Source organism: Pseudomonas sp. Sample_24 (assembly GCF_004307605.1).
Lineage (GTDB): Bacteria > Pseudomonadota > Gammaproteobacteria > Pseudomonadales > Pseudomonadaceae > Aquipseudomonas.
Genome location: NZ_RCNW01000171.1, coordinates 1 through 5,709, shown reverse-complemented (window position 1 = coordinate 5,709; position 5,709 = coordinate 1). Strand labels below are relative to the sequence as shown.

General features: G+C 61.2%; 3 protein-coding genes. 1 reads left to right on the top strand and 2 read right to left on the bottom strand.

Annotated elements, in window-relative coordinates; genetic code table 11:
- Nucleotides 1-189: hypothetical protein (locus D8V06_RS30810; RefSeq protein WP_241667801.1), on the top strand; the 189-nt coding region annotated here is incomplete at its 5' end.
- Between the two features lie 121 nt (nt 190-310).
- On the opposite strand, the gene D8V06_RS08955 is transcribed toward D8V06_RS30810, so the two are convergent.
- Together D8V06_RS08955 and hrpA are read right to left on the bottom strand one after the other, a co-directional pair.
- The gene (locus D8V06_RS08955; protein WP_056855968.1) at nt 311-1,432 is read right to left on the bottom strand and encodes a beta-ketoacyl-ACP synthase III; all 1,122 of its coding nucleotides are present in this window, start codon (nt 1,430-1,432) and stop codon (nt 311-313) included.
- 361 nt (nt 1,433-1,793) lie between these two features.
- Nucleotides 1,794-5,705, bottom strand: a complete 3,912-nt coding sequence (gene hrpA, locus D8V06_RS08950; RefSeq protein WP_130930817.1) for an ATP-dependent RNA helicase HrpA — start codon at nt 5,703-5,705, stop codon at nt 1,794-1,796.
- Nucleotides 5,706-5,709 lie beyond the last annotated feature (4 nt).

Sequence of the window (5,709 nt, the reverse complement as noted above, 5' to 3'; positions counted from 1 at the left end):
GGGAAATCCAGGGCGACGATGATAGGAGTCTGGCAGGCGGACATGAGTGGGCTCTCAGGCAAGTCGAAATCGGCGCGCATTGTAGCGGAACCAGCGGCGCTGCGGGACCCGATGATCGGTAAATCGTTGATCGCGCTCAGGCAAGCCAGCCATTTTTTGCACAACGCGGCCATGGCGGCGAGTCAATAACGCGTTAGGGTTGTCTTCGCCCCGCAAAAAAAGGCGCAGCGCGAAGACCAACCGAATTTCAGTTGAGGGTTTGTCCCTCAACTCTGGATCGCCCCAGAGGTAATCCGGGCAGACCGCTGACTCAGCGTTTGCGCAAAATCACGCTACCGATCGAGTAACCGGCGCCGAACGAGCTGAGGACCGCCAGCGAGCCGGCCGGCAGGTCGTCCTGGTTCTTGTGGAACGAAATCACCGAACCGGCAGAACTGGTGTTGGCGTAGGTATCGAGAATCACCGGCGCTTCCTGTTCAGTGGCATCGCGTCCGAGCAGCTTCTTCACGATCAGGTGGTTCATGCTGAGGTTGGCCTGGTGTAGCCAGAAACGCTTCACATCGCTGACGTTGAGCTGGTTTTCCTGCAGATGCTCACCGATCAGCTCGGCCACCATCGGGCAGACTTCCTTGAATACCTTGCGGCCTTCCTGGACGAACAGTTTGTCCTTGGCACCGATACCCTCTTCCGCTGCGCGGTTGAGGAAGCCGAAGTTGTTGCGGATGTTGTTGGAGAACTTGGTCAGCAGCTTGGTGCTGACGATGTCGAACTGGTACTCGGACGTGGCCAGGTCAGCGCGTTCGATGATCACGGCGGTGGCCGCATCGCCGAAGATGAAGTGACTGTCGCGGTCGCGAAAGTTCAGGTGACCGGTGCAGACTTCCGGGTTGACCATCAGGATCGCCCGGGCCTGGCCCAGTTGCACGCTGTTGGCGGCCGTCTGGATGCCGAAGGTCGCTGAGGAGCACGCCACGTTCATGTCGAAACCGAAACCCTGGATGCCCAGCGCTTCCTGAACTTCAATGGCAATGGCCGGGTAGGCGCGTTGCAGGTTGGAGCAGGCGACGATCACGCCGTCGATGTCCGCGGCGGTCTTGCCGGCGCGTTGCAAGGCTTGTTCGGCAGCGCCGATGGCCATCTGGCACAGCACCGACCATTCGTCATTGGAGCGTTCCGGCAGGCGTGGTGCCATGCGTTGCGGGTCGAGGATGCCTTCCTTGTCCATGACAAAGCGGCTCTTGATGCCGGAAGCCTTTTCGATGAACGCTGCGCTGGATTCGGTCAAGGCTTCGATTTCGCCGCGTTCGATAGCGTCGGCGTTGTCGGCATTGAATTGAGCCACATAGGTATTGAAAGACTGCACCAGCTCTTCGTTGGAGATGCTGTTGGCCGGGGTGTACAGGCCGGTGCCGCTGATGACGACGTTATGCATGGTCGTTTCTCTAATCTGTTCAGGCAGAAAGCATTGGCACCGTCGTACCAATACACAAAGGGTCTATTCCCATCCCGGGGACGCAAACCTGGCATCGCTTTATTCAGGCCTGCCCGCAGCGGCGAAGGCTCAAAACCGCGGGGCCGGCGTTTATAGGCGCGAAGTTTGCCATAAACCTTGGATTTTGGCGCCTTTTTGCTGGATGAACCCTCTGTTACAGCCGCCAGAATAAACCTGTGGGAGCGGCGGTGCGACGTTTCGACTTGCCCGCGATGACGGTGTATCAGGGCACACCGTTGGCGACTGACACGCCTTCTTCGCTGGCAAGCCAGCTCCCACAAGTTATTGCATCCGCCCCGGCCTACGGCTCGACTTGCGCCCACTGCTTGTTCAGGCGTTTGTCGGAGATCGGCACCTTGGTCCCCAATTGCTGGGCGAACAGCGAAACCCGGTATTCCTCGAGCCACCAGCGATACAGCTCGAGCTGCGGATCGCGCTTGCCTTCCTGGGTGTGTTTGTTGGCGCGGGTCTGGTATTGCGTCCACAGGCCGGACAATTCGCCACTCCATACCCGGTCCCGTTGCACCTGGGCGCCGATTTTTTCGAAGCGCTGCTCGATCGCCTTGAGATAGCGCGGCAACTCTTTGAGCCATGGCATCGGTGTTTCGCGGACAAAGCCCGGATACACCAGATGACTCAACTGTTGCTTGATGTCGTTCAGGGCCACGGCCTGTGCCAGGTCGATCTTGCCCTTGAAGCGTTTTTGCAGGCCATGCCAGAGTTTGAGGATTTCCAGCGTCAGCTTCGCCACCCGCTCGGCATGCTCGGTCCAGGCGCCACGCTTGCGCTCGGCCAGCGACGCCAACCCCGCGCCGTCACGGGGCAACGGGTCTTCGCCCTCGAGAATGCAGCTGTCGAGGCTGGCCAGCAGAATGTCTTCCACCAGTGCGTCGACGCGGCCCATGTCGCGGTACAGCAGGCCCAGTTCAGTCAGGCCCGGCAACTTGCCGCGCAGGAACTTCGCCGGTTCGGCCAATTGCTGCAGCAACAACCGCTGCAGTGCGCGACGATGCTGGAACTCGGCTTCGGCCGGGGTCGAGAACCGCCCTTCCTTGACCGTGCCCGCCTCTTCCACCAGCGCCGGGTAGACCGTCATCGACAGCCCGGCGATCTTCTGCTGGGTTTTTTCGGCCACCGCGGCAAACACTTTCGGTTCCACCGGCTGCTGGCTCTTCGCGGTTTGCGGCACCGCCAACGCAGCCTGGCTCGCTTCGGCGAAACGCGCCGTCAGTTCAGCCAAATCGCGACCTTCGCCGAGGAACTTGCCCTGGGCGTCGACGATTTCCAGGTTCATCCGCAGATGGCTTTCGACCTGCTGCGCCGCCTCGCTCCAGGCTTCATCACTGACGCGGGCGCCGGTCATGCGCAGCAGCTCGCGCCCCAATGCCTGCGGCAATGAGCCCTCGGCAAACGTCATGCGCTGCAAGGCTGCCTTGACGAAGTCCGGCACCGGCACGAAATTCTTGCGCAAGGCCTTGGGCAGGTTGCGCACCAGGGCAATGCACTTGGCTTCGATCAGCCCCGGCACCAGCCATTCCAGGCGTTCCGGTGGCAGCATCGGCAACAGCGGCGCCGGTACGCGCAGGGTCACGCCGTCGCGCGGGTGATTCGGTTCGAAGTGGTAACTCAGGGCCAACTCCAGATCGCCGATGTGCAGCGTGTCCGGGTAATGCTGCGCGGTGACTTCACTGGCTTCGCGGGCCAGCACGTCTTCTTCGCGCATGATCAGCAGCTGCGGATCTTTCTGGCTGTTGATCCGATACCAGCTGTCGAACGTCGCGGTCTGGTGAATTTCCGCCGGCAGCCGCGCATCGTAGAAGGCGTACAGGGTTTCTTCATCGGCGAGAATGTCGCGGCGACGAGCCTTGGCTTCCAGTTCGTCGAGCTGCTCCAGCAGCTGCTTGTTGGCGGTCAGGCACTTGGCTTTCGATTGGATTTCACCGCGCACCAGCGCTTCGCGGATAAACAGCTCACGCGACACCACCGGGTCGACCGGGCCGTAATGCACCGGCCGGCGACCGACCACAATCAGCCCGAACAGGGTGATCTGCTCGAACGCCACGACTTGCCCGCGCTTCTTCTCCCAATGGGGTTCGAAGTGGTTTTTCTTGATCAAATGCCCGGCCAGCGGTTCGATCCAGTCGGCATCGATCTTCGCCACCATTCGTGCGTAAAGCTTGGTGGTTTCCACCAGTTCGGCCGCCATCAGCCATTGCGGGCGTTTTTTGCCAATGCCCGACGACGGGTGAATCCAGAATCGCCGCTGTCGGGCGCCAAGATAGTCGCCGTCCTCGGTTTTCTGGCCGATCTGGCTTAACAGGCCAACCAGCACTGCTTTGTGCAGTTTGGGATAGTCCGCCGGCTCTTTGTTGAGACTCAGCTGCATGTCGCGGCAGATCAGGCTCAACTGGCGATGGGAATCGCGCCATTCGCGCAGGCGCAGGTAATTCAGGAAATTCTTGCGGCACCAGTTACGCAGCGGACTGGCGGTCAGCGCCTGGCGCTGTTCTTCGAAACCGCGCCACAGATTGACCAGCCCGGCGAAGTCCGAGTCGGCGTCCTTCCATTGTGCGTGGGCCTGGTCGGCCGCTTGTTGACGCTCTGGCGGCCGCTCGCGCGGGTCCTGGATCGACATGGCGCTGGCGACGATCAACACTTCCTGCAAGCTGCCGAGCTTGGCCGCTTCGAGCAACATGCGCCCCATGCGCGGGTCCACCGGCAATCGCGCCAGTTGACGACCGAGCGGGGTCAGTTGGCTGTTGCGGTCCACCGCCGAGAGCTCTTGCAGCAGGTTGTAGCCGTCGCTGATGGCTTTGCCATCTGGCGGTTCGATAAACGGAAACGCAGTGACCTCGCCGAGGCGCAGGTGCAGCATCTGCAAAATCACCGCCGCGAGGTTGGTACGCAGAATTTCCGGATCGGTAAATTCCGGACGCCCGAGAAAATCTTCTTCGCTGTAGAGCCGTACGCAGATGCCCGGCTCGACCCGTCCGCAACGACCCTTGCGCTGGTTGGCGCTGGCCTGGGAGATCGCTTCGATGGGCAGACGCTGGACCTTGGCGCGATAACTGTAGCGGCTGATGCGCGCGGTGCCGCTGTCGATCACGTAACGAATGCCCGGCACAGTCAGCGAGGTTTCGGCGACGTTGGTCGCCAGCACCACGCGACGGCCTGGATGCGACTGGAAAATCCGTTGTTGCTCGGCTGGCGACAGCCGCGCGTACAACGGCAAAATCTCGGTGTGCTTGAGCTGGGCCTTGCGCAGCATGTCGGCGGCGTCGCGAATTTCGCGCTCGCCCGGCAGGAACACCAGCACGTCACCAGGACTGCGTCGTTCACTGCGCTCATAAGCGGCGATTTCGTCGAGAGTCGCGAGAATCGCTTGATCCACGGTCAAGTCATCCTCGACGCGGTTGCCCTCTTCGTCCTGTTCCAGGGTCAGCGGGCGATACCAGGTGTCCACCGGGAACGTTCGGCCGGAGACTTCAACAATCGGCGCATCATCGAAATGCTTGGAGAAACGCTCAAGATCAATGGTCGCCGAGGTGATGATGACTTTCAGGTCTGGACGGCGCGGCAACAGGGTTTTCAGATAGCCGAGCAGGAAGTCGATGTTGAGGCTGCGTTCGTGGGCCTCGTCGACGATGATCGTGTCGTAGCGTTCCAGATAGCGGTCGTTCTGGGTTTCCGCCAGCAGGATGCCGTCGGTCATCAGCTTGATCAGGGTATTGGAGTCGCTTTGATCCTCGAAGCGCACCTGATAACCGACCAACGCGCCCAACGGTGTGCCCAGTTCTTCGGCGACCCGACTGGCGACACTGCGCGCAGCGATCCGCCGCGGTTGGGTGTGACCGATCAGCCCGTGTTGGCCGCGACCGATTTCCAGGCAGATTTTCGGCAACTGGGTGGTTTTGCCCGAACCGGTTTCGCCGGCGATGATCAGCACCTGATGCTTGAGCAGTGCCTCTTTGATTTCGTCGCGTTTGGCGGCGATCGGCAGGCTGTCGTCGTAACGAATCACCGGCAGGCTGGCGCGGCGGGCCAGCACCTGATCACTGGACGCCTGCAGGCGCGCCACCCATTGGGCCAATTTGGCTTCGTCGGGTTTCTTGCGCAGCTCAAGCAACTGCCGCCGCAGCCGGTGGCGGTCGGCGAGCATGGCGTGATCGAGGTTTTTCAGCAGTTTGTCGATGGAGGGCGATTCGTCGGTCATCGGG

Bases quoted from the DNA above. Each gene is read 5' to 3' on its own strand.
- D8V06_RS08955 (WP_056855968.1), bottom strand. From the start codon at position 1,432: ATGCATAACGTCGTCATCAGCGGCACCGGCCTGTACACCCCGGCCAAC.
- hrpA (WP_130930817.1), bottom strand. From the start codon at position 5,705: ATGACCGACGAATCGCCCTCCATCGACAAACTGCTGAAAAACCTCGAT.